This is a genomic window from Solibacillus sp. FSL K6-1523, from assembly GCF_038005225.1.
In the GTDB taxonomy this organism is placed as follows: Bacteria; Bacillota; Bacilli; order Bacillales_A; family Planococcaceae; genus Solibacillus.
Window position 1 is genome coordinate 4,212,473 of the sequence record NZ_JBBOSU010000001.1, and the last position, 23,611, is coordinate 4,236,083.

At 38.5% G+C, this 23,611-nt stretch carries 17 protein-coding genes, 6 tRNA genes, 2 rRNA genes and 1 pseudogene; 3 read left to right on the forward strand and 23 right to left on the reverse strand.

Annotation, left to right across the window (positions count from 1 at the left end; all coding sequences use genetic code 11):
• Nucleotides 1–13: 13 nt before the first annotated feature.
• From MHI10_RS20315 to MHI10_RS20330, 4 genes are all read right to left on the reverse strand, one after another.
• Nucleotides 14–685, reverse strand: coding sequence for a serine/threonine protein kinase (locus tag MHI10_RS20315; protein WP_340788729.1), 672 nt, complete (start codon nucleotides 683–685; stop codon nucleotides 14–16).
• 218 nt (nucleotides 686–903) lie between these two features.
• A complete protein-coding gene (locus MHI10_RS20320) occupies nucleotides 904–1,926 on the reverse strand; it encodes an LCP family protein (protein ID WP_340788731.1) in 1,023 nt (340 codons plus the stop codon).
• On the reverse strand, nucleotides 1,916–2,443 hold the full coding sequence (locus MHI10_RS20325) for a sigma-70 family RNA polymerase sigma factor (RefSeq protein WP_340788732.1): 528 nt from the start codon (nucleotides 2,441–2,443) through the stop codon (nucleotides 1,916–1,918). The genes MHI10_RS20320 and MHI10_RS20325 overlap by 11 nt, the downstream gene beginning before the upstream one ends.
• Before the next feature lie 178 nt (nucleotides 2,444–2,621).
• Nucleotides 2,622–3,665 (reverse strand): DUF418 domain-containing protein, encoded by a 1,044-nt coding sequence (locus tag MHI10_RS20330; RefSeq protein WP_340788733.1) that lies wholly within the window; start codon nucleotides 3,663–3,665, stop codon nucleotides 2,622–2,624.
• 127 nt (nucleotides 3,666–3,792) lie between these two features.
• Between MHI10_RS20330 and MHI10_RS20335 the strand changes: the two are divergent.
• Nucleotides 3,793–4,057 (forward strand): annotated as a pseudogene (locus tag MHI10_RS20335) (3-hydroxyacyl-ACP dehydratase FabZ); the annotation flags it as partial.
• Between the two features lie 101 nt (nucleotides 4,058–4,158).
• On the opposite strand, the gene MHI10_RS20340 reads toward MHI10_RS20335, so the two are convergent.
• Both MHI10_RS20340 and MHI10_RS20345 read right to left on the reverse strand, forming a co-directional pair.
• Complete coding sequence (locus MHI10_RS20340; RefSeq protein WP_340788735.1) at nucleotides 4,159–4,686, reverse strand: GNAT family N-acetyltransferase; 528 nt, start codon at nucleotides 4,684–4,686, stop codon at nucleotides 4,159–4,161.
• A gap of 254 nt (nucleotides 4,687–4,940) precedes the next feature.
• A complete protein-coding gene (locus MHI10_RS20345; protein WP_340788736.1) occupies nucleotides 4,941–5,405 on the reverse strand; it encodes a GNAT family N-acetyltransferase in 465 nt (154 codons plus the stop codon).
• A 257-nt stretch (nucleotides 5,406–5,662) separates the two neighbouring features.
• On the opposite strand from MHI10_RS20345, the gene MHI10_RS20350 reads away from it, so the two are divergent.
• Complete coding sequence (locus MHI10_RS20350; protein ID WP_340788738.1) at nucleotides 5,663–6,568, forward strand: DUF4261 domain-containing protein; 906 nt, start codon at nucleotides 5,663–5,665, stop codon at nucleotides 6,566–6,568.
• Between the two features lie 331 nt (nucleotides 6,569–6,899).
• On the opposite strand, the gene MHI10_RS20355 is transcribed toward MHI10_RS20350, so the two are convergent.
• From MHI10_RS20355 to MHI10_RS20425, 15 genes are all read right to left on the reverse strand, one after another.
• Nucleotides 6,900–7,976 (reverse strand): alpha/beta fold hydrolase, encoded by a 1,077-nt coding sequence (locus MHI10_RS20355; protein ID WP_340788740.1) that lies wholly within the window; start codon nucleotides 7,974–7,976, stop codon nucleotides 6,900–6,902.
• A 545-nt stretch (nucleotides 7,977–8,521) separates the two neighbouring features.
• Nucleotides 8,522–10,321, reverse strand: a complete 1,800-nt coding sequence (gene glmS, locus MHI10_RS20360; RefSeq protein WP_340788742.1) for a glutamine--fructose-6-phosphate transaminase (isomerizing) — start codon at nucleotides 10,319–10,321, stop codon at nucleotides 8,522–8,524.
• Between the two features lie 705 nt (nucleotides 10,322–11,026).
• The gene (glmM, locus tag MHI10_RS20365; protein WP_340788744.1) at nucleotides 11,027–12,379 is read right to left on the reverse strand and encodes a phosphoglucosamine mutase; all 1,353 of its coding nucleotides are present in this window, start codon (nucleotides 12,377–12,379) and stop codon (nucleotides 11,027–11,029) included.
• Nucleotides 12,380–12,417: 38 nt separating this feature from the next.
• Entirely contained in the window at nucleotides 12,418–13,467 is a 1,050-nt protein-coding gene (locus MHI10_RS20370; RefSeq protein WP_340788746.1) for a CdaR family protein, read from the reverse strand.
• Nucleotides 13,460–14,296: a diadenylate cyclase CdaA gene (gene cdaA, locus MHI10_RS20375; protein WP_340788747.1), complete on the reverse strand. Its 837-nt coding sequence runs from the start codon at nucleotides 14,294–14,296 to the stop codon at nucleotides 13,460–13,462. Before cdaA ends, MHI10_RS20370 begins: the two co-directional genes overlap by 8 nt.
• 151 nt (nucleotides 14,297–14,447) lie before the next feature.
• A complete protein-coding gene (locus tag MHI10_RS20380) occupies nucleotides 14,448–15,059 on the reverse strand; it encodes a zf-HC2 domain-containing protein (protein ID WP_340788749.1) in 612 nt (203 codons plus the stop codon).
• Nucleotides 15,060–15,072: 13 nt separating this feature from the next.
• A complete protein-coding gene (gene sigW, locus MHI10_RS20385; protein WP_340788751.1) occupies nucleotides 15,073–15,639 on the reverse strand; it encodes an RNA polymerase sigma factor SigW in 567 nt (188 codons plus the stop codon).
• 183 nt (nucleotides 15,640–15,822) lie between these two features.
• Nucleotides 15,823–16,728, reverse strand: a complete 906-nt coding sequence (gene rocF, locus MHI10_RS20390) for an arginase (protein ID WP_340788753.1) — start codon at nucleotides 16,726–16,728, stop codon at nucleotides 15,823–15,825.
• A 185-nt stretch (nucleotides 16,729–16,913) separates the two neighbouring features.
• Nucleotides 16,914–16,986: transfer RNA gene (locus tag MHI10_RS20395), tRNA-Lys, on the reverse strand.
• A 15-nt stretch (nucleotides 16,987–17,001) separates the two neighbouring features.
• A tRNA-Gln gene (locus tag MHI10_RS20400) sits at nucleotides 17,002–17,076 on the reverse strand.
• 14 nt (nucleotides 17,077–17,090) lie between these two features.
• Nucleotides 17,091–17,174 (reverse strand) — tRNA-Tyr (locus MHI10_RS20405).
• Nucleotides 17,175–17,202: 28 nt separating this feature from the next.
• Nucleotides 17,203–17,278, reverse strand: a tRNA-Val gene (locus tag MHI10_RS20410).
• Nucleotides 17,279–17,322: 44 nt separating this feature from the next.
• Nucleotides 17,323–17,397: transfer RNA gene (locus MHI10_RS20415), tRNA-Glu, on the reverse strand.
• 126 nt (nucleotides 17,398–17,523) lie between these two features.
• A tRNA-Asn gene (locus tag MHI10_RS20420) sits at nucleotides 17,524–17,598 on the reverse strand.
• Between the two features lie 178 nt (nucleotides 17,599–17,776).
• Entirely contained in the window at nucleotides 17,777–19,084 is a 1,308-nt protein-coding gene (locus MHI10_RS20425; protein ID WP_340788755.1) for an alpha/beta hydrolase, read from the reverse strand.
• A gap of 171 nt (nucleotides 19,085–19,255) precedes the next feature.
• On the opposite strand from MHI10_RS20425, the gene MHI10_RS20430 reads away from it, so the two are divergent.
• Nucleotides 19,256–20,089 (forward strand): alpha/beta fold hydrolase, encoded by an 834-nt coding sequence (locus MHI10_RS20430; protein WP_340788758.1) that lies wholly within the window; start codon nucleotides 19,256–19,258, stop codon nucleotides 20,087–20,089.
• 195 nt (nucleotides 20,090–20,284) lie between these two features.
• On the opposite strand, the gene rrf is transcribed toward MHI10_RS20430, so the two are convergent.
• A 5S ribosomal RNA gene (gene rrf / locus MHI10_RS20435) occupies nucleotides 20,285–20,400 on the reverse strand.
• 188 nt (nucleotides 20,401–20,588) lie between these two features.
• Nucleotides 20,589–23,515, reverse strand: a 23S ribosomal RNA gene (locus MHI10_RS20440).
• Between the last annotated feature and the right edge of the window lie 96 nt (nucleotides 23,516–23,611).

A 23,611-nucleotide genomic window follows, 5' to 3' on the forward strand; every position in this document is an offset into this window, starting at 1 on the left:
CTTATTCAGTCAACTACTTTTTATAAAATAACTTCGAAATCAACTTTGTAAACTCTTCATATGAAGACTGCTTTCCCTGCTCGTTATACAACTTTCGAATAGTTTCTACTAACCAAAATGGAACAGATTTTCTATCGATTAAATGATAGTATTGCTCATATCCCTTTTTCAAATGTTCCCACCTGAAATCATTCCCTGGCTGTATATATTCAGAAACATCGATTATTTTCGCTTTTCCATTTTGTAATAATATATTTTTCAAATGAATATCACGTGGGTTCAGGCCCTTCTCCCTAACATATCCCCTTGCTTGTTCCACTTCATTTACAACGGTTTCTGGAATGTGTATACCTTGTAATAGGCAGTCAAATAGCGTTTTTCCCTCTTCGTAACTTAATACAAGGAAATTGCCATATGAGGCAAAACAAGTTGGAAAGAAAGGTGAATCCCCTAATATTTCATAAACATTCGCTTCAACTTTTACTTTATTTACTTTATCCTTGGCATAAACTTTAAAAGCATAGGCTGGAGTTGACATAGACTGAAAAACAGCCGCATCTGTCCCAACCCCGATACACTTCATATCATTAGGGACATCACTTATCGTTACAGACTTGTTATTTGGATTTGAAAAAACTTTAATTTTTGAAAGAGAGTCTACTGCTTTATCCCAATCATTTCCCATATAAACTCTCCCTTCATTCGCATTTACTTTCATAATAATTTTATTTTATTTGTATTAAAAATATGATTTCCATACCGTTTTTTTATTTTAACACCAAATGACTTGTTCAACTATTTTGCGCTACCCATTTCAGTATACTTCTTCACAACTTTAATCATGTTCGTCCATAAAAAAATCATCTTGCCGCTTAGATTTTATAGCGGCGAGATGATTTTATTTTAATTAAATGTAGTTAACTGCTCTGAAATTGAATTTAAAAAATCCGCCTCAAATCGATAGATGAATTTACCTGTCGTACTACTTAATGGTATGTGATCTGTTATCATTCCATCGCTTAAAGAAACTAATTTGATAGAATCAATTTTTATTTGATTGTCTAACAACGAATCAAGCGATACATTGGCTTCTAGTTGAGCAAATAGTTCTTTTAATTGTGTTGGTAGTATTTCGCTCTTTGTTTTATTCATAACAGCAGTCATTAAATTTAATAGGTCCTCTTCATCCAAGTCGATTCCCTCTTTCACCGTAGCAGCCATCATTAATGCCACAACTTCCTCACCATTCAAACGTTGCTGTCCTTTTTTAAAGTCAAATGCCACTTGTGTTATCGCTCTTACTCGCATATCTTCAGGCAATTCGTAATCAATTCCATTCACCGAATTAATTAGTGTTGAAAAGGTTTCTAAATCGATATTGGCATAATAATCAATCGGTAAATCTAATAGTTTTGAAACGGCTGTTCTTACATTTTCTGCACCACCAAAGTTATAGGCAAATAACAATTTATCATATTCAATAGACCCATCATCATTATTTGCTACCGGCACAAATGCGGCATTAGGAATTGATACAACTTTCATCATCTTTTTCTCTTTATTATAAGTAAGTAAAAGATTTAAATAAGTTCGATCATCCATCTCCTTCGACTTGACCGTAATTAAAGTAGTTAAATATTCCGCTTCCTCAACTACCGGGTTATTTGCAATAATTGTGTTTGATTCTTTATTCAAATTTCCAGAGAATATCGATGGAAGAAACAAAAATAGACACAAACCTACTACTAAAAAGGAAACTGTAAAGGGAGCTAACTTTTTAGAAGAAATAAGCGATTTTTTTTGTGTATGTGGGCCTTCCTCCAGTTTACGAATTTGTTCAAATACTTCATTCCGATCTTCTTCCGTAAATGTTAATTCCCGACCAGACATCTTATGAAGTTTATCTTTCAACCGTTTATCTTCCATTAAGTTCTGCCTCCCTTATTAACGGCTCTAACCTTTGTTTTGCTCTTCTTAATCTCGTTTTCACCGTATTCACCGGAATATCTAACACTTCGGCAATTTCCCCTGTCGTTAATGAATCATAATAGTATAAATAAATGATTTCCCGATATACTTTTGGCAGAGAAAAAATTGTATCTTTTATTTCTCCATTATTGAATTTATCGATGACTGCTTTTTCTGTTGATGGTAATATGGACTTCGCTGTTTCGTTTATAAAACTTTTTACTTGTACCATTTTATAATGCCAGCTTTTCAAATAATCTTTACATTCATTAATGGTTATCCGGTACAGCCATGTTTTTATTTGTGCATCAAATCGAAACGAATCCAGTTTTTTGTAGCATTTGATAAACGTATTTTGAACGATATCCTTCGCTGCTTCTGCGTCTTTCACATAAGAAAATGCTAACCGCACAAGCTCGTTCCCATATTCAATCATTATTTTTTCTAACATAAAATCTTTCTCTTCTCTGTCCAATTTACTACCCTCCCGTTCAACCTATTTCAAATTCTGCTATTAGACGATTGCCGAAGTAGAATCGGTTCAATTTTTAAAAAATATTTATTTCAACAAAAATTCCTGCTTTCGTGAGTAATATAACACTAAAAACTCCCTGGTAAATTAGATCATTCACCACAGGGAGTTTCGCATGTAATTATTTATTTGACACTGCTTTTCTTCCATAGGTCATAAAGCGCCATAGTTTTTCAAATGGTCCCATTTTAAAAAACTTGAACCAGATAACACTAAAAATAATTTGAATGGCGAAAATTAAGATTGCGATAATTACCACATAAGAAGGTGTAACAACTTCAAGCCCCATTAAAGAAATAATCGCTAGTCCAATAAAGCTTTGCGCCAAATAATTTGTGAATGCCATTTGACCAACTCGTCCTATTGGCTTAAGGAACTTCGTGATACTTTTATTCTCTAATATGACAAATAGACAAGTTAAATATAAATATGTTGTCGGAATTACACCTAGCCCCAAAATTAATTGTAGACTTTGATAATCTCCTTTTGTGGTAAACCCAATCCAAAGTGAGATTCCTACAAAAATGGGGAATGTCACAAATTGAATCCACTTTAGTTGTTTTGTATATTCACTAATATGACTAATCCAATCTGCTTTTGCTACTAAAAAACCAGATAAAAACATGATAAATATAGTAACTGCATCATTTCCTACTATTTCAAAGACCGTAGAAAGAGCCCCTTGATCTGGCATAAATAATTGTCCAAGAATGCAAAGGATGTGAGCAGTAATGATAGCAATTAGCCATTTACGAATTGTTGAAACCTTTGCACTATAGAATGGAATAAGTAAAAAACCGATAACTGCATAGATAAAAAGAATGGAGCCCCAAAAAACAAACATATGGGCGATTCCAATTAATAATAAAGCTAGTAAACGTCTTGCAAAACGCCATCTTGGCTTATCACCACGCGCTTCTGCACGCGAAGTAAAAATATAAAAACCTACACCAAAGAGGAATGAAAAAATCGAAAAGAATTTCTTCTCAATAAATATATCAATGAACATTTCAATAATACCATCAATTCCGCTATTCTCAGGTAGTTCACCCGCCACTAATACCTTGAATCCTGCTACATTTATAAACAAAATACCAAATAACGCTAGCCCACGAATAATATCTAAGGAAACGATTCTTTCTTTCCTAGTAACAAACGAACTCATTCTTAAAAACTCCTTTTCTTCCGCATTTTATTGCGCTATGGCTATCATAACCTCCCATCCTTACAGTAACTTTTAGAACAGTTTACAGGAACCTTAAATATATAGATGTGGTGTCTCATTATTTAACTACCCAGAAATGCCAGGTGTTTTAATCGTTGAAGCATTAGCGCAAGTAAGTGTGGTTGTTATGTTAATGAAAGATGAAAACCGAGGGGAGATTGGATTTTTTTGCTGGCATTGACCATTGTCGGTTCAAGAAACAAGTCCAACCTGGCGATCAATTGCATTTAAAAGTAGAAATCACGAGAGTTCGTGGATTAATCGCAAAAGCTAATGCTGTTGCTACAGTAGATGGGGAAGTCGAAGTTACGTTTGCTCTTTCTAGAGATTAAAAAAGCTTAAACTTTATTCACAAAAAAGAAATCACCTCATAAGATTAATTGATATCTTATAAGGTGATTGTTTTGTAAAGAATTCGTTGAAGTAACATATCTCACTTCTCATAATCCGTTTTAAGAATGGACATGATAATTTCATCCGAATAAATTCCATTATAATTTAACGATTCACGCAAGATGCCTTCTTGTATAAATCCTGTCTTTTCATATGCTTTAATTCCACGTTTATTATGACTGAATACTTCTAACTGTAGTCGATTTAATTTCAATTCTTCAAAGACAAATTTCAAGGTAAGTTTGATCGCTTCAGTACCATAACCTTTACCTGTCAATTCAATCGAACACATTGAAATTCGAAATCCAGCTTTCTGATTATCCTGTTCAATATCCGTAATAGATAATTCTCCAATCATTTCATCGTTTTCATTTAAACAAATCGCAAAATCATGGCGTGTCGGATCTTTCGCTACGTTTTTAATATATTGCTCAATTTGTTCTAAAGTAAATATAGCTTTTGTGCCTGTCATATATCTGATTTCTTCGTCTTGTGTATTTGCTAAGAAAAGAGGGGCATCTGTTTCTGTTAATAGGCGAAGGTATATTCTTTCACTTTTTAAATTCATGATCATTCCTCCAGAAATTAATTTAAAAATACTTAATGCGTGAGCTCTTAATTTTTTTATTACTTCATTTTCAATATGGAAAATATGTGGAGAATAATAATAAAATATTTAATTATTTCAGGAAGCGAATCTTCAATTAAAGCAACAGTAATTTAAGAAGCCTCCTTTAATATCAAAAGCAAAGATGTTTATATTCTCCTCTGTAAAAAACAAGCTCAATATTAATTGAGCACTTGGACTTTGATTTTACATAATCAAATTGTTTTAGCCATTGTTATATTCGTAATTTCATAACCCATTTTTTCATATAAGCTACGTGCAATTTTGTTATGGCCAAAAACGTTTAGACCAATTTTATTCATACCTAACTCTTTAGCAATAATTTCAGCTTCTTTCATTGCTTTCTTACCATACCCTTGCCCTTGATATTGTTCAGAAATTACAAAATCATATATAAAACCTTCACTAGGATTTGTAGGCGCTTTTTGTGAAATCCAAATCATTCCAATTAAGATATCGTTGTGAAAGATAGACAATAAATGATTATTCTCTGTCTTCTCATCTTTTGGTAGTAGTCGTTCAAATGATTCCCTCGACAAGTCAATCGCTTCATCTTTACTCCAATTTCCGGAAGCAATCTTGTCTTTTGCATAGTCTTCAATTGCATAACTGATATATTGTTTGAACTCCTCTTTATTCATAGGTTGTAATGTAATCAATTTATTTCCCTCCTATTCTATCTTTCAATTTTAACATTTTTTCAAATTTTGCATATTTTTAATATCCAAATTAAAATACTTCTACTTAAACTAACTACACAATACTAGTTACCCCGTTACATATAGATACCCTTAATTGGATACGATAGGGAATTAGTATGATGGGCGGTTCATAATCTTTCATGTATTCTTAATGAAGTGGATGAACATATCAATCTATAATTAAGAAAACAATCTAGAATAAGGGAGAGTGCCTTATGAACGAAATCATAGAGCAAGAGAAAGACTTTGGATTTGCTAGAGTTTACGCTATTGAACTGCTATTTAAAGAAAAGCCAATAGTAGACCGTGAACTACTCTATAGCAAGATAGAACAATATACGGGGAAAACAGATCGACCGCAAAATGAAGAAAGCGGGTCACTAGCAGTATGGGAACCCTATGAGCAACATGAAAAAGGCGAAATGCTTCACTTTTTCCACTTAAATTACATGGTGGAATACGCAGAAGGTGAATTACCTGCACAAACAACGCTTACTGGCAAAAATGTTGGTCCAATATCCGATTATGAAGGCGCTTTGCAGCAAAATTGGCATTGGAATGAAGCAGGCCAAACATTGCAAGAGTGCAGTCACGCGTTATTACTTGTCGATATGATGGCATCTGGATTGGAGCCTCATAAAAGATTGGAACTACATACGAATGTTCTTCGTGCAATTTTGGAAACGGTTCCTTGCGCTGCGATTTATTTTAGAGAAAGCAATAAGTTGGTCGAGCCATCCATGTTTTTGGTCGCTATTGATCAAGGAGAAATATTGTATGGAGCATTGAACATTCGATTCTACAATGTTGAGGGTACGGGCAGTGAACGCCAGGAAGGGCTTATGGATTCCATTGGGCTTGCTGCACTAGGTATTCCTGATGTGCAATGTCACTTCTATGATATGGATACCAATGAGGTTGCAGACTGCTTGAATAACTTTGCATATTATTTATTTAATCAAGGCGATATTATTGCAGATGGAGAAACGATCGGTTTTACAGAGGAAATGCGTTGGCGCTGCGAGCATCAATATGCATTGGCTGATCCGCACCGCATAGTCATTGATCTTGATCCAGGTGAGGACAACTATGCAGGTCACCAAGGTAAGTCTGAAAAATAGTTGCACCTTTAGGTTTATAGTGGTGTAGGTTACTTCAATACAACTAAATGTAGAGTAATAATAAAGTTGTTTAATTTGCTAATATAAAAGCAAGAGCCTTACTACATAGAATGTAATAAGGCTTAAAAAAGTTGATTAAAACTGCATTGAACTAAGCGAATATTGTTACTTAAAATGATAATAAAGTTCTTTAATTCTTTTTCAACTAACGCACCCGATAGTTGAAGTGTAATTCTTCACAAAAACAATGTGCAACTTTTGCATACTGACTTGGTTGAGATATTTGAGTCCAATTCCATCACGGTGGCATATGATGGAATCGCTTTGGAAATTAATGTTTGACTTGATCGATAATGTCAAATAAAGCTTCGTTGAATAGCTCCTTCTGATCAAGCATCGGCACATGTCCAGCATTTGGTATGGAGTAAAATTGTTTCATTGGCGAATTGATTTGCTCAAAGTATGTGCGAGCAAGAGAATAAGGAGTTTGCCAGTCACCCTCGCCATGGATATAGAAAACTGGAACTTGATAGTCTGAAGTTACCATGTTCAGATCATAGGACTTAAACAAATATTCCAAAATAGCACGCTGTTTTATTTCTAGTACATCGCTCATTAACATGTATTTAATATCTTTGAACGAATAAAAGGGAGAACATAGTACGCTCATGACTAGTTGGGGTGATGGTTGCATCGCAAGCTTATACTTACCTTGCAACTTACGGAGTTTCATAAGCTTCTTGAGCATGTCATCACTAAATTGGTGCTCGGGATAAGGGCTCAAAGCCTGTAAGGTGCTAATATCTTTCTGATTTCCTACTTGTCTGCTGCATTCCAATGCTTTCTCGTAGCCAATTCGTTCGTTTTCAAACATATTTACAACTTGTCCAACTCCAATATAGGCTTGAACCATCTGCGGATATTTCAAGATGAATAGACTGCCTAAGACAGAACCCCATGAATGACCAAGCAGAAGGATTCGCTCTTTGTTATATTTCTTTTGTAAATGGCTCACAACTTCATATGTATCCTGTAATGCTTGTTCAATCGTTGTTGTCGGCGTAACTTTCTGGGGATCATTCGCAAAAAAGGTTTTACCGCTGTTTCGCTGTTCCCAGTGAACGACGGTTACTTTATCTTCCCAAGGAAATTGAAAGTCTTGGGCAAAAGGAAGCATAGGACTACCAGGACCTCCATGAAGGAATAAGAGGACGGGATGTTCCTTATTTTCACCACGATGATATAAAAATTGCTGGATTCCCCCGATCGTCACATACTCGCCCTCATCTATTCCGTTTGGTGTATGGATATGACAGGCTGCTGCACGTTTCTTTGTGTAGAGAAACAAATAAATCGCCATAATGATGCAGGGAATAGCCACTATGAAAATAATTAAAGATTGATTCATGTGAATGCCTCCTCTAGCTATTTTTGGTTGAATTCTGCTTGCACTTGCTTAGATATATTAAATTTGTGTATTCTTTCACTTTCATTCCTTCTTTTTTCATTATATTGGAAATATTTAAAATTATACAATTTATTCTATGTATGCATGATGATATTTGAAATTCAAAATTAACTACTTTTTTCTTATAGAGCTAACCTACCCCGATAGTGCAATAAGGGTTTTTAAACAACTTTATTATTTTTTAAATGACTTTATTTTAAATTAAACAACTTTATTATCTCTGCACACTAAACGTGCAGAGCCTAATTTCAGCGTTTTTATCATATGTTTTCAAAGTCTAAATTAAAAAAATCAGGGATACTCCATATTATAAATAGCTAATATGAAGCATCCCTGTTATTTTATGTTTCCACAATCACGCCTAATTAAACAAGAAAGGGAAACCCTGTATATTAACACAGAACTTTTAATCACACTTTATTATAAATAATAGATTCTTCTCAAATGATTTACATTTTTATAAAACTGCAACCAACCATCCCACACTACTCAACCGTAACACTCTTAGCCAAATTCCTCGGCTTATCAACGTCACAGCCGCGATGTAAGGCAGCGTAGTAACTAATTAATTGAAGTGGCACGACAGATACAAGTGGTGTTAATAAGTCATTTACTTTTGGAATGACAAATGTGTCGCCTTCTTCTTCCATGCCGCGCATTGAGAGGATGCATGCGTTTGCGCCCCGTGCTACGACTTCCTTCACATTACCGCGAATGTTCAACGCGACACCTTTTTGCGTTACGAGTGCAAATACCGGTGTACCTTCCTCGATAAGTGCGATTGTACCATGCTTTAATTCCCCACCAGCAAAACCTTCTGCTTGAATATAAGAAATTTCCTTCAACTTTAATGCGCCCTCTAATGAAACACAGAAGTCGACATTACGTCCGATGAAAAATGCATTGCGTGCAATTTTCAAATAATCTTCGGCAATTTGCTCGATCACATCTTTAGAATCAATCATTGTTTGAATCGCATTTGCAACGATTGCAAGCTCTTGTTTTAAATCAAAATCGATTGCTACACCCATTTCTTTTGCGACTGCATATGCGGCAACCGCTAATACAGCAACCTGCGCAACATACGATTTTGTTGATGCGACGGCAATTTCTGGACCTGCGTGTAATAATAATGTGTAGTCAGCTTCACGAGAAAGTGTTGAACCTTGTACGTTTGTAATTGTTAATGCCTCATAGCCAAGCGCTTTAATTTTCACTAATACTTGGCGGCTATCTGCTGTTTCACCTGATTGTGAAATAAAAATAAACAACGGCTTTTTCGATAATAATGGCATGTTGTAGCCAAATTCACTCGCGATATGCACTTCCACTGGGATACCTGCAATTTTCTCGAAATATTGCTTCCCAATTAAACCTGCATGGTAGCTTGTGCCAGCTGCGATAATATATAAACGATCTGCTTGTGCCAGTGCCTGTAAAATATTCTTATCGATTGTAATGTCTGATTCGTTCGCATACGCTTGAATAATTTTACGGATAACAGTCGGCTGCTCATCCATTTCTTTTAACATATAGTGCGCGTACGTCCCTTTTTCAATATCCGCCGCGTCGAGCTGTGCTGTATATGGTGCGCGCTCTATAAGACGTCCTTCTAGCGTTGAAATTTCCACATGCTCTTTACGAATGATGACAACTTCCTTATCATGCAGTTCGATAAATTGATCCGTTACTTGTAGCATCGCCATGGCATCTGAAGCAATGACATTAAATGTTTCGCCAACTCCAACGAGCAATGGAGATTTATTTTTTGCCACATAAATCGTTTCGCAATCTTCATTATCTAAAAGAGCTAACGCATATGAGCCATGTACTAATGACAATGTTTTGCGGAAAGCTTCTACCGTTGATAAACCTTCATTAGCAAATAAATCGACTAATTGTACGATGACTTCTGTATCTGTATCCGAATTCATCGGAACGCCTTTTAAATATGCTTTTTGTAATAAGTGATAGTTTTCAATGACACCGTTGTGTACTAATGTAAATCGACCCGATGCACTCGTGTGAGGATGCGCATTTAAACGGTTTGGTACACCATGCGTTGCCCAGCGTGTATGCCCGATTCCGACATTTGCTTCTACATCTTCTTCTACGGCTTTACGCAAGTCTGCTATGCGTCCCTTTTCTTTGAAGATAGTTACGCCTTCTTCATTGTGTACCGCAATACCTGCTGAGTCATAGCCACGGTACTCCAACTTTTCTAAACCTTTTAATAAAATTTCTTTCGCGTCTAAAACGCCATTATATCCAACAATTCCACACATCTTCTTTTTCCTCCGAACGTCATCACGCAACGCCAAAAGCAAAGTTTTGTGCCTTTATAGATTTTTATTCATCAAGAAAATACACCTTCTTTAACAGTAAGAAAAAAAGGCAAAGTGATCTACAAAGGCAATTGGTGATGGGATTCTGATTAACTTGATTTAGCAGAAGTGCACCACTTCTATAAGTGATGGTTCAAACCTCAGCTAAATCAAGTTAATGCCCCAGCGGATGTCACAGATTTTAAGAGAAACTTTTCGAGCGAGCTCGAAAAAATCTGGAATCAATTACGCCAAGGCGTAATTGATTCCGCACTTCACTTCCAAATGCTTTGCAGCTGTGTTACGTGTGTAATTGTTGCCGTTTCGTTTTTCTGTGCATAGGATTACTCCTCTGTTTTAAAACGAAAATGACGACCGGGCATGCGATCGGGAGGTATCCGCCGAAATTTCGATAATCCTCCACCTCGTCAACTAAGGTTTACTTTCCGTTCGATTCCTTAGCTCAGGCGCTATAATTGTTTTCCGATTGTTTAAAGTGTTAAACGTTCCTCCTTTTACACTCATGCTCTTTGTTTTTTAATTGGTATTTTATTGAATATCCAAAGAGCAATATTATCATACAAAAATTTATGCAGTTCGTCAAATAATTGTTACAAAAAGGGACACAACCACCTAAGTGATTGCGTCCCATAATTGATTATTCAATTAATCTGCAAGTCCCATTTCATCACGTACAACATCTGCAATGCGATTTACATATGATTCACATGCTTCTTCTGTTGCAGCTTCCACCATGACACGCACTAAAGGTTCTGTACCTGAAGGGCGCACTAACACACGGCCATTTCCAGCCATTTCTGCTTCCACTTCCGCAATAACCGCTGCTACTTTTTCGTTTTGCGTTACGGCATGCTTGTCTGTTACACGCACATTTACTAAACGTTGTGGGAAAATCAGCATTTCTCCTGCAAGCTCTGAAAGTTTTTTACCTGTTGCTTTCATGATGCTCACAAGCTGAATGCCTGTTAGTAAGCCGTCACCTGTCGTATTGTAATCTAAAAATACAATATGACCTGATTGCTCGCCGCCAACGTTGTAGCCATTTGCACGCATTTCTTCCACTACATATCGATCACCAACAGCTGTTTTCACACTTGTCATACTGTTTTCTTCGACTGCTTTATAAAAGCCCATATTACTCATTACCGTTGAGACAATCGTATTTTTATTTAAACGACCTTTAGTATTTAAGTATTTACCAATGATGAACATAATTTGGTCACCATCCACGACTTGACCATTCTCATCAACTGCAATTAAACGATCTCCGTCACCATCAAATGCTAAACCTATATGTGCACCGCGCTCTAACACAAATTCCGCAAGCTTTTCAGGATGAGTAGACCCAACACCTTCATTAATGTTTAAACCCGTTGGTGATGAACCCATCGTTGAAATATCGGCTTCTAAATCCGCAAATAAATGCGTTGCTAATGAAGACGTGGCACCATGCGCACAGTCTAGTCCAACATGAATTCCTTCAAAATCTTCATCTACTGTTTGTTTTAAGTAAGAAATATATTTTTGTCCGCCCTCGAAATAGTCGCTTACTGAACCAATATCAGCGCCTATAGGACGTGGTAATGTGTCTTCCTCTGCATCAATTAACTCTTCAATTTCTGCTTCTTGTGCATCCGTCAATTTAAAGCCATCTGGACCAAAAAACTTAATGCCGTTATCTGACACAGGATTATGTGAAGCTGAAATCATGACACCCGCTTCTGCATTCATTACGCGAGATAGATACGCAACACCTGGTGTACTAATCACACCTAAACGCATAACCTCCGCACCAATTGAAAGAAGCCCTGCCACTAATGCGCCTTCTAACATCTCTCCAGAAATACGTGTATCACGTCCAATTAACACTTTCGGCCGATCTTTTGAATCCTTTGTTAATACATAGCCTCCAATACGACCTAACTTGAACGCAAACTCTGGCGTCAACTCACTATTTGCGACACCTCGAACGCCATCTGTTCCGAAATATTTACCCATTACTTTTTTCTCTCCTTCAACACTTGACATTCCATGCGTTAATTTGAATTATCCATTACATTGTCCTCTACCTCACCCGTATCCACTACATCTTCTATACTAGCTTTATCTTCGGTTGGGCTTTCTGGTGATTCCTCTGGATTTACTAACTCTTTTACTACATCCGCATGAACAGTTACTTTATCTTGTGATAGTTTTGTTGCACCTGTTGGTAAGGTTACTTTAAATTCATAAGATCCCGATTCTGTAATTTTAGAAAGATCCACTTCCACCACTACATCTGAAATCGAATCAATTACAGACTTTATTCCGTATACAGCTATCTTTGAAGGTTCGATTGTTAAATTTTCGATTGTTACCCCTTCAGCTGTCTCACCCTTTTGTTTAATTGTAAGCGGAAAGTCTCGACTATATTCAATTATGTCGACTTTCACTTTTACCTTTTCAGGGCTGACTTGCACATCGAGCTTATTTAAGTCGCGGTCTAACACTTTAACCGTTGCTCCTTGCTCAAAGGATGCTTTCATGCCTTTTTCACCGGTAACTGTTGCTTTTACATAACTAATGCTATTAATAACACTTTTTGCACCGGTAATGGATACGCGACTTGGATTGGCCGTCATACTTTTTACGATATATTCATCGGCCACAAGACTATTATTCATATCCGGCTCAACTCGAAACTCTCCTGTGATTTTCTCTTCAATGACCACATTAATCATTTTTGGCTCAATCTCTACATTTAGTTTTTCAGAAAAGTTTTCATGCTGTATTGTAACGCTATGTTCGCCAATTAACAATGAGTTTAAATTGACGAATATTTTAAAATCCTTCTCGAGCTTCGTTGTTTTAACAATTGGCGTCGATCCAGAAATTTTGACATTCACCGTATCTGGTAGCCCCGTTACAAATAAATTGCTGTCATCGTAATACACTTCTAACGGCACATTTGTAATAATATCTGCCTCATTATATGAGCCCGAATTATCGCCCTTTTTCAGCTCTGTTTGGACATATAAGAATAATGCGCCAGCTAAAATTAACGATGTCAAAAGCAACATCCACCGGCTATCGAATAATTTATCCATTCTTTTTCCCTCCCCAAGTCCACTTAGAAGCTAAGTTTGAATCTTGCTCAGGGCCAAACCACATTTTACGTAATAATTCCTCAAATTCTGTCAGGGATAAATTGCGGTGTAGGTTACCATTTGCCGTAATACTAATCGCACCTGTTTCCTCTGACACAATAATTGTAATCGCATCTGTTACTTCACTTAATCCAAGTGCAGCTCGATGACGTGTACCTAGCTCTTTTGAAATAAATGCACTTTCTGAAAGTGGTAAATAACAAGCCGCAGCAGAAATCTTATTTTTTTGAACAATAACCGCGCCATCGTGCAATGGCGTATTTGGTATGAAAACATTAATCAGTAGCTCGGATGAAATTTGGGCATCCATCTTAATTCCTGTTTCCACATATTCATTGAGCCCTGTTTCTTTTTCAATCGAAATAAGGGCACCAATGCGCCGCTTTGCCATATAGCTTACAGATTTCTTCATTGCGTCGATTAAACGTGTTTGTTCATCATCTTGCTGTGTATTCGTACGTTGGAAAATCTTCCCTCGACCAATTTGCTCAAGAGCACGACGTATTTCAGGTTGGAAGATAATGATGATGGCTAAGAAACCCCAATCAATTACTTCTTGTAATAGCCAATCAAGCGTATTAAGTTCAAGTACATACGTCGCAATTTTAGCTAAAACAATCACAAATAACCCTTTTAATAATTGAACAGCTTTCGTTCCTTTTATGAGGGTTAATGCTTTATAAATGACGTACCATACGAGCAGTACATCCAATAACTTAAATATAACCTCAACAGCTGTTATATCTGCAAGTTGCTCAATAAATTGCATGTGGCATCCCCCACTTTTAATAACGATTCATAATGAATTTAGTATAGCATATTTATCTCCATGATTAACTTTATCACAGAAAAAAGTCTACCCAAGCGAGTAGACTTTGCTATTTCTAATAAAACGTTCTTTAAACGTTAAAGTTGCGTATTTATTCGAACATATTTGTAAAATCATTAAATCCCTTTTTGATTTTATACCATAACCAGCCAAATGCTTCATCAATTTCTTTCACTTGGCCTGTTACAACCGCTGTCGATGCCATGTAATTACCGTTAATTACTGTTACATTGCCATCAACTTCCCCTTCAATAACAATATCACCGTTTTTGACAACAATATCACCTTTTACAACCTCACCTGCCGGAACAAGGACCGTTTGACCATTCACGACTAAATTCGGTTGCTTCGTAACAGAAAACTGATCATCATTCGGGAAACTGCCAAGCAATGTAGCACTCATAAATAAGCAGAATACGGCAGCAGCAACGAGAACTGGATGCTGACGGAACCAACGCTTAATGCCTACTGAATTTTTACGTTTTGGTAGACGCTTTATTACTCTATCCTCAAAGCTAGACGGGGCAGTAATATGCGCTGCGCTTTTAATAAACGCAATTGTGTCACTTAATTCATGCATATGTTGTTGGCAATCTTGGCATGCTTGTAGGTGGTGCTTTAATTCTTGCTCATGCTCGCGACTAATATCGCCATCTAAATATTCGTGCATATAATTCACGAATTGTGACGGACACATTTTCATGCCTATCAGCCTCCTACTTTACATTGTTTAATTGCTTTCTCAGTGCCTCACGTCCACGATGAATACGTGTTTTCACTGTACCAAGCGGCATATCTAATATTTCACTAATCTCAAGTAATGATAATTCTTCAATATATTTTAGGACAATTACAGAACGATATTTATCTGGTAAGCGGCTAATTTCATATTGAATACGGTCCTGAAGTTCCATTTGCTCAACAGCTTCTTCAGGTAACTGACCATCCGCTGCGATTTGGGAATACATATCTAGCCCCTCTGTCCCTGCAACTTCGGCATCTAAATAATAATCAGGCTTTTTCTTTCGTATGCGATCGATACATAAATTGGTCGCAATTCGGTAAAGCCATGTTGAAAATTTTCGATTTTGATCGTATGAATGAAGGTTGATATAAGCACGAATAAACGCTTCCTGTGCAATATCTTCCGCTTCTTGCTTATTGCTTAGCATACGATAACAAACTTGGTACAGCTTGTGCTGGTAGAGGTTAACAATATCGGCATATGCGTTTTGATCACCTTTTAGCACTTGCTTTATTCTTTTATTTACTAACGCATCCATGTGTTTTTCCTCTCCACCTTTATAGCTGTTCTATATTTACGTTTCATTTATGAGAAAGTTTCACTTTTATTTAAATTCTTTTGGGATTGATTTAACTATGTCCTCATTTTTATCCAAACTAAAAAACGCATAACTACATTATATCAAATTTTATGTTGAGTGGTCCGCTTTCTCCTAAAATATTCAAACTAAAGTTTCTCCAAATAAGGAACCTATTAATGCCACTGCGACATCTGCCGTTTTATTGCGCTCATCTAAAATCGGGTTTACTTCCACGAACTCTGCTGATGTGAGTAGACCAGACTCCTGAATCATTTCCATCGCTAAATGACTTTCACGATACGTAATCCCCCCCGCTACCGGCGTCCCTACACCTGGTGTATAGAGCGGATCTAAAGCATCTAAATCTAATGATAAGTGTAACCCATCAATTTTTTGCTTACGGAAGTAATCTAACGTGTCTTCCATTACATACGTCATACCAAGTCGGTCAATTTCATACATCGTATATACTTTTATTCCAAGTTTTTTTATAAGTTTACGTTCTCCCTCGTCAATCGAGCGACCACCAATAATAATAATATTTTCTTGCTTAATTTTAGGGGCATCATGTAAAATCGCCGTCAGCCTTTCATGACCAAGACCTAAACTCGTTGCAAGTGGCATACCATGGATATTTCCAGATGGTGTCGTTTCAGGTGTATTTAAATCAGCATGTGCATCAAACCAAATAATCCCCATGTTTTGATAATGCTTAGAGAGCCCCGCAAGTGTTCCAATTGCAATGCTATGATCTCCCCCTAAAACAAGGGGCACACGCTGCTTTTCAACTACTTCATTTACTTTATTCGCTAATGCTGTATTCACTTTAACAACTTCATCTAAATTTAATAATTGCGCATCCACCTGGTTAGTCGATGTTTGATTGCTTACATGAATATCGCCCTCATCCTCTACGCTATAACCAAGCACTGTTAATCGGCTTTGTAACCCCGCATATCGAATTGCACTTGGTCCCATATCTACTCCGCGTCTTTGCTGTCCGTAATCACACGGCACCCCAATAATTGAAACATCTTTTTTCCCCATCTATTTTGCCCCCTCTAAAGTTGCCTATACTTTTTTTCAACATAAGCTTAGTTAAAGCTTATGTTGGAAATTCGAGACATTCATTATAATTCCCTTTTTATACGCAAAAAATCCTTTACTCAATTTTCATAAGTAAAGGATTGAAATTTATTATTTAAGTACACTTATCATTTTAAAAACAAAAGTGAGCCATGCAGGATTCGAACCTACGACCCTCTGATTAAAAGTCAGATGCTCTACCAACTGAGCTAATGGCTCATAAAGCAAAAAAAATGGCTGGGGAACCTGGATTCGAACCAGGGCATGACGGAATCAAAATCCGTTGCCTTACCGCTTGGCTATACCCCAAACATTTTATAAGATGGTGGTGGGGGACGGATTCGAACCGCCGAACCCTAAGGAGCGGATTTACAGTCCGCCGCGTTTAGCCACTTCGCTACCCCACCGATATAAGTAATAACACTTTTTAAAAAATGGTGGAGGATGACGGGCTCGAACCGCCGACCCTCTGCTTGTAAGGCAGATGCTCTCCCAGCTGAGCTAATCCTCCATTATAAACGAGTGTTACTTACTATTTGATTGTAAAGTCCTAAATGGTGACCCGTACGGGATTCGAACCCGTGTTACCGCCGTGAAAGGGCGGTGTCTTAACCGCTTGACCAACGGGCCATGGATGTCGAACTCTTTAAGACAATATTTATAATACCATCGTTTTCTCATTTGTGCAAGTCTTTTTTAAAAATAATTTAAATCTTTATTATTTTTATCATTTTCTTATTAAAATGAGCAAAAAAATGGCTCCGAAGGTAGGACTCGAACCTACGACCAACCGGTTAACAGCCGGTTGCTCTACCACTGAGCTACTTCGGAACATTACTATTCATTTATGCCTATCTCTTAAGCACATTTATTATTATAGCAACGTTATAAAAATTTTCAAGTGTTTATTATAACTATTTATCAGTTTTAATTGTCTGTTTACTTCTTTTTAATAAAAGGATATAAACTTACTCTACATCGTGTAAATTTATATCCTTCCTGCAAACAGTTATTCGATTATTTTTATAATCTCTTCTAATAATCCCTTTGCCAATGGAAGCTCTGGGTTAGAGTAACTCGCTATATTTTGTTCATAGTTACTAGATGTATTCTTTAAAACATGATTCATTTCCTCAAAATAAACAACTTTTGCTTTTGGATTACCTGCTTTTAGCAGTTCTGCGTCCTCTACTGTCACTTGAATATCATTATGTCCTTGAACAATTAATACGGGTACTTGGACTTTGCTCATTTCCTCTTTAGGATCATATTTAAGCCATGAAATGAAATATGGTTGTACAGATGGTCTAAAGAGGCTTTGAAGCTCTGTAGGTACCGTTTTAACTTGTTCTCCCTTTAACAATCTGTCTAATATTTGGTGCGACTGCTCCATTAAGTTTGATGGTAATTGTTTAGCTAACTGTTCTTCTAATATAACATTTGCTCTTCGTCCAGTTCCAGCTAATGATATAAGTGAGGTTACATTGTTATTTTGTGCAGCTAGCGTCATAATTAATGCGCCTTCACTATGACCAATTAAGTGAATTTCCTGGAAACGCTCATCCTTTTCGAAAAAGGCAATGATGTCATTTACATCTCCCACATATTGATCTATTGTGAGATCTTCCTCTTTCTTGATGAGTGCCGTATTTTCACCAATTCCCCGCTTATCGAAACGAATCGTAGCGATGCCCTTTTCCGCTAATCCTTCTGCTATCATTTTTAAGCTGTTATTTTTACCACCACCAATGGAATTCCCGTCCTTATTCGTCGGTCCAGAGCCTGCTTGAATAATTACCAGTTCCCCTGTTGGCTTTTCTGGCATTTGAAGTGCCACCTTTAACGTGCCTCCCGAAACTGGAACATGAACTATTTCATACGTTATAACTTCCTCTTGAAATGCTTTAAGCTGCACCGGGAATGTTTGTCCATTTTGCGTAAAGGAACCGTTAATAGACGTACCATCAAATGTACCTGTAATTTTTATAACTGATCCCGCTAAATTAATTAAAATTTTAACTTCCTCACCTTTATACTGAATCGACTCAAATGGAAAATCAATTAAGTTTTGAGCTGGTACAGAAAGGGTACCACTATCCTTTTGTAAGTTAACAATAATTTCAAGTGGCAATTGTGGAATTTCAATTTCCCCTTGCCATTTGCCTAATATTTTTTCATCCATTATTGCTTGTTCTCCCTTCTTTTCTTGTTGTTCAGTAGCTGTAGAATTAGCTTGCTTTTGTTCTGTTGGTTGTTCCTTATCGCCACACGCTGCAAGGACAGCTGTCATTCCCATTAAAACTAGAAACTTTTTCATCATAAGCCTCCTCAAAAATAGCCAATACCACCTTTACGTTGTACATTTAATAAAGTTTCAAATATTCGGACTAGATTAACTTACACAAAAGACTGAGATTTTATTTATATGGGTATCCATCGTTTTACAGTAAAAGTATTGAATGAAAACTTTTTAGATAGGAGCTATGTTATGTGGGAAACAAATTATATTGAAACGAGTAGAGGGCGTTTTGAATATTTTGTAGCAGGGAATGGTGAACCAATAGCAATTACTCATTTTTACATGGAATTCAATTCACGAGGAAATTTATTTGCTAATCCATTTACCAAAGATTATAAAGTATATTTGATTAATGTGAGAGGTGCCGCAAATTCTGCTAAACTGGAAGATAACAAGCAATTGAGTTTAAAGGAAATTATTCTTGATTTAGAAGACATTAGAGAGGTTTTAGGACTTGAGAAATGGGCTTTTGCAGGTCATTCTACTGGAGGGATGCTCGCGCTACAATACGCCATTGAAGCACCCCAATCGTTAACTAAAGTAGTAGCTGGATGTACTGCAGCAAGTAAAGCATATGCCAGCCATCCTAATAGTATTTATAGTCCTAGTAACGACAATTATTCGCGGACTATTGAAATTATGGAGCTACTGAAGGATTCTAGCACGTTACAAGAGGAACGCAAAAGTCTGAGTTACGAATGGGCTTTAATGTCTTATCATTCTGAGGAAAACCTAAAATCAGCGTTATTGCGTCCAAATAGTGGGCTTACTATTGGAAGGAATCTCGATTATTTTAGAAAAGTTGTAGTTCAAAACTTTGATCTCCGGGAGCAATTAGCATCTATTCAAGTACCAACCTTTATATTTGCAGGAAAACACGATGCGCAATGCCCTGTAGAATTTGGGACTGAAATTGTTAATTTAATTCCTAATGCCTCATTAACAATTTTTGAAATATCAAATCATAATCCATTTATTGAGGAAGAAGAGGCCTTTAAGCGTTTTGTAAAATTAACAGTATAAAACGAAACATCGCTAAAAATAGATATAACAAAAGGCAGAAACGTTAGGTTTTAACAACGTTTCTGCCTTATTAATCTCACATACTTTCGTGCTTTTTAAAGATTTTATTGGACAGCCTAATACTTAATAGTACTGTTTAATATTAATACAAAAATAAAAAAGCCACTACTGACTAAATCAGCAACGACTTTTTGCGCGAAGCGATGTCCTACTCTCACAGGGGGAAGCCCCCAACTACCATCGGCGCTAAAGAGCTTAACTTCCGTGTTCGGTATGGGAACGGGTGTGACCTCTTTGCCATCATCACTTCACTTATTCGGCTTCCAATACACGGCGCTATCCTGCGTCAACCGCCTTCGCTCAATCAGTCACGTACTTAAGTACGCTCCTTCATTCGCTCAGTTGTTTCCTTGACTAGCTTGTGTCTTGAAACCCTAAGGTTAGAAAGATTATTCTTTCAAAACTGGATAAACGTTTCATTGAAATTGTGCAATAAATTGTGGTTAAGTCCTCGACCGATTAGTATTCGTCAGCTCCATATGTCGCCACACTTCCACCTCGAACCTATCTACCTGATCGTCTTTCAGGGGTCTTACTTACTTGCGTAATGGGAAATCTCATCTTGAGGGGGGCTTCATGCTTAGATGCTTTCAGCACTTATCCCGTCCACACATAGCTACCCAGCGATGCTCTTGGCAGAACAACTGGTACACCAGCGGTGTGTCCATCCCGGTCCTCTCGTACTAAGGACAGCTCCTCTCAAATTTCCTACGCCCACGACGGATAGGGACCGAACTGTCTCACGACGTTCTGAACCCAGCTCGCGTACCGCTTTAATGGGCGAACAGCCCAACCCTTGGGACCGACTACAGCCCCAGGATGCGATGAGCCGACATCGAGGTGCCAAACCTCCCCGTCGATGTGGACTCTTGGGGGAGATAAGCCTGTTATCCCCGGGGTAGCTTTTATCCGTTGAGCGATGGCCCTTCCATGCGGAACCACCGGATCACTAAGCCCGTCTTTCGACCCTGCTCGACTTGTAGGTCTCGCAGTCAAGCTCCCTTATGCCTTTACACTCTACGAATGATTTCCAACCATTCTGAGGGAACCTTTGGGCGCCTCCGTTACTCTTTAGGAGGCGACCGCCCCAGTCAAACTGTCCGCCTGACACTGTCTCCTACCCCGTTAAGGGGCATGGGTTAGAAGTTCAATACAACCAGGGTAGTATCCCACTGACGCCTCCTTCGAAGCTGGCGCTCCGAGATCTCTGGCTCCTACCTATCCTGTACAAGTTGTACCAAAATTCAATATCAGGCTACAGTAAAGCTCCACGGGGTCTTTCCGTCCTGTCGCGGGTAACCTGCATCTTCACAGGTACTATAATTTCACCGAGTCTCTCGTTGAGACAGTGCCCAGATCGTTACGCCTTTCGTGCGGGTCGGAACTTACCCGACAAGGAATTTCGCTACCTTAGGACCGTTATAGTTACGGCCGCCGTTTACTGGGGCTTCAATTCGTAGCTTCGCTTGCGCTAACCACTCCTCTTAACCTTCCAGCACCGGGCAGGCGTCAGCCCCTATACTTCACCTTACGGTTTTGCAGAGACCTGTGTTTTTGCTAAACAGTCGCCTGGGCCTATTCACTGCGGCTCTCATGCGCTTGCACGCTCAAGAGCACCCCTTCTCCCGAAGTTACGGGGTCATTTTGCCGAGTTCCTTAACGAGAGTTCTCTCGCACACCTTAGGATTCTCTCCTCGACTACCTGTGTCGGTTTGCGGTACGGGCACCTCTCACCTCGATAGAGGCTTTTCTTGGCAGTGTGAAATCAGGAACTTCGTCCATACGGACTCGTCATCACAGCTCAACGTATTAGTGTGCGGATTTGCCTACACACACGCCTTACTGCTTGAACAGAGACAACCAACGCTCTGCTTACCCTATCCTACTGCGTCCCCCCATTTCTCAAACGGTGAGGAGGTGGTACAGGAATATCAACCTGTTGTCCATCGCCTACGCCTATCGGCCTCGGCTTAGGTCCCGACTAACCCTGAGCGGACGAGCCTTCCTCAGGAAACCTTAGTCATACGGTGGACGGGATTCTCACCCGTCTTTCGCTACTCATACCGGCATTCTCACTTCTAAGCGCTCCACCAGTCCTTCCGGTCTGACTTCAACGCCCTTAGAACGCTCTCCTACCACGCATCCATACGGATGCATCCACAGCTTCGGTGAATCGTTTAGCCCCGATAAATTTTCGGCGCAGCGTCACTCGACCAGTGAGCTATTACGCACTCTTTAAATGATGGCTGCTTCTGAGCCAACATCCTGGTTGTCTAAGCAACGCCACATCCTTTTCCACTTAACGATTACTTTGGGACCTTAGCTGGTGGTCTGGGCTGTTTCCCTCTTGACTACGGATCTTATCACTCGCAGTCTGACTCCCGTGTATAAATATCTGGCATTCGGAGTTTGTCTGAATTCGGTAAAGCGAGATGCCCCCCTAGTCCAAACAGTGCTCTACCTCCAGTATTCTCAATCACGAGGCTAGCCCTAAAGCTATTTCGGAGAGAACCAGCTATCTCCAGGTTCGATTGGAATTTCTCCGCTACCCACACCTCATCCCCGCACTTTTCAACGTACGTGGGTTCGGGCCTCCAGTAAGTGTTACCTCACCTTCACCCTGGACATGGGTAGATCACCTGGTTTCGGGTCTACGACCACGTACTAATTCGCCCTATTCAGACTCGCTTTCGCTGCGGCTCCGTCTCATCAACTTAACCTCGCACGTAATCGTAACTCGCCGGTTCATTCTACAAAAGGCACGCTATCACCCATTAACGGGCTCTAACTACTTGTAGGCACACGGTTTCAGGATCTATTTCACTCCCCTTCCGGGGTGCTTTTCACCTTTCCCTCACGGTACTGGTTCACTATCGGTCACTAGGTAGTATTTAGCCTTGGGAGATGGTCCTCCCAGATTCCGACGGAATTTCACGTGTTCCGCCGTACTCAGGATACATTCAAGAGGGAATGAGGTTTCACTTACAGGGCTTTTACCTTCTATGGCGGGCCTTTCCAAGCCGCTTCAACTATCTCATTCTTTTGTAACTCCGTATAGAATGTCCTACAACCCCAAAGAGCAAGCTCTTTGGTTTGGGCTCTTCCCGTTTCGCTCGCCGCTACTCAGGGAATCGAATTTTCTTTCTGTTCCTGCAGGTACTTAGATGTTTCAGTTCTCTGCGTCTGTCCTCAACACGCTATGTATTCACGTGAAGATACTATGCGATTAAACATAGTGGGTTCCCCCATTCGGAAATCTCTGGATCAAAGCTTACTTACAGCTCCCCAAAGCATATCGGTGTTAGTGCCGTCCTTCATCGACTCCTAGTGCCAAGGCATCCACCGTGCGCCCTTATTAACTTAACCAATAAGTTACACTTACTCAAATGAGTAAGATTTTAAAAGATTGCACGATCAATTTCTTGATCATTTGTTTGTTTATTGCTTTCAATGTCGTTTTAT

Excerpts from the sequence above, each read along its gene's own strand:
- MHI10_RS20315 (WP_340788729.1), bottom strand. The coding sequence starts at position 685 with ATGGGAAATGATTGGGATAAAGCAGTAGACTCTCTTTCAAAAATTAAA.
- MHI10_RS20320 (WP_340788731.1), bottom strand. The coding sequence starts at position 1,926 with ATGGAAGATAAACGGTTGAAAGATAAACTTCATAAGATGTCTGGTCGG.
- MHI10_RS20330 (WP_340788733.1), bottom strand. The coding sequence starts at position 3,665 with ATGAGTTCGTTTGTTACTAGGAAAGAAAGAATCGTTTCCTTAGATATT.
- MHI10_RS20340 (WP_340788735.1), bottom strand. The coding sequence starts at position 4,686 with ATGAATTTAAAAAGTGAAAGAATATACCTTCGCCTATTAACAGAAACA.
- MHI10_RS20350 (WP_340788738.1), top strand. The coding sequence starts at position 5,663 with ATGAACGAAATCATAGAGCAAGAGAAAGACTTTGGATTTGCTAGAGTT.
- MHI10_RS20355 (WP_340788740.1), bottom strand. The coding sequence starts at position 7,976 with ATGAATCAATCTTTAATTATTTTCATAGTGGCTATTCCCTGCATCATT.
- glmS (WP_340788742.1), bottom strand. The coding sequence starts at position 10,321 with ATGTGTGGAATTGTTGGATATAATGGCGTTTTAGACGCGAAAGAAATT.
- glmM (WP_340788744.1), bottom strand. The coding sequence starts at position 12,379 with ATGGGTAAATATTTCGGAACAGATGGCGTTCGAGGTGTCGCAAATAGT.
- MHI10_RS20370 (WP_340788746.1), bottom strand. The coding sequence starts at position 13,467 with ATGGATAAATTATTCGATAGCCGGTGGATGTTGCTTTTGACATCGTTA.
- cdaA (WP_340788747.1), bottom strand. The coding sequence starts at position 14,296 with ATGCAATTTATTGAGCAACTTGCAGATATAACAGCTGTTGAGGTTATA.
- MHI10_RS20380 (WP_340788749.1), bottom strand. The coding sequence starts at position 15,059 with ATGAAAATGTGTCCGTCACAATTCGTGAATTATATGCACGAATATTTA.
- sigW (WP_340788751.1), bottom strand. The coding sequence starts at position 15,639 with ATGGATGCGTTAGTAAATAAAAGAATAAAGCAAGTGCTAAAAGGTGAT.
- rocF (WP_340788753.1), bottom strand. The coding sequence starts at position 16,728 with ATGGGGAAAAAAGATGTTTCAATTATTGGGGTGCCGTGTGATTACGGA.
- MHI10_RS20425 (WP_340788755.1), bottom strand. The coding sequence starts at position 19,084 with ATGAAAAAGTTTCTAGTTTTAATGGGAATGACAGCTGTCCTTGCAGCG.
- MHI10_RS20430 (WP_340788758.1), top strand. The coding sequence starts at position 19,256 with ATGTGGGAAACAAATTATATTGAAACGAGTAGAGGGCGTTTTGAATAT.